This is a genomic window from Vibrio sp. 1727, from assembly GCF_033344415.1.
Lineage (GTDB): Bacteria > Pseudomonadota > Gammaproteobacteria > Enterobacterales > Vibrionaceae > Vibrio > Vibrio alginolyticus.
On sequence record NZ_JAWPOT010000555.1, the window covers coordinates 1 to 554 of the forward strand.

General features: G+C 43.9%; 2 protein-coding genes. Both read right to left on the reverse strand.

Features of this window, described 5'->3' with window-relative positions; all coding sequences use genetic code 11:
* A partial coding sequence (locus tag R8O10_RS26895) for a DUF3541 domain-containing protein (protein ID WP_318192184.1) occupies positions 1-294 on the reverse strand: 294 nt, incomplete at its 3' end.
* Positions 295-363: 69 nt separating this feature from the next.
* On the reverse strand, positions 364-554 hold a 191-nt coding region (locus R8O10_RS26900), incomplete at its 5' end, for an alpha-ketoglutarate-dependent dioxygenase AlkB (RefSeq protein ID WP_318192185.1).

The following is a 554-nucleotide window of genomic DNA, read 5'->3' on the forward strand; positions in this document are numbered from 1 at the left end:
GTCTTCTGGTTTGACGACGTCATTCGCGAAGCGATTCAATCGGCTTGCGACTTGAGCCATGTCTGTCCAAATGGTTGCGTAGTATTTTTCATCTAAGGTTTGGCGGAACATACGCAGCCCAAAGTGGCCTTCCTTAAAAGGAGGAAGCGTGAATAACTCACGTTCGTATGTGTCGCGAATCAGCTGTGCTGATTGAGAGTACTTAAGTGCAGGCACCTCTTCTTGAGATGCCTGAACATTCAAGATGAGTGAGCAAGAGAGCAAGACCGCCAAGCTGATAGGTTTGATACGCATAAATCCATTCCCTGATATAACCTGGATGTAAACTTATCATCAATGTTTGTTAAGAATGTAAAACCTGAGTCAATAGTTCAAAATATGTCTAAAAGTCAGGTTGATACGTTCTCCTTTTGGTTTGGCTGTTTTGGGAACGCAGTGTCTCCAATAGTGCTGAAGCTCCCCAGCCATGATCAATAATGCGCCGTGGCCGAGCTCATATTCTATTTGAGTTTTACAATGTAAATTTCGTAGCACAAATCGGCGCGTATCACCTA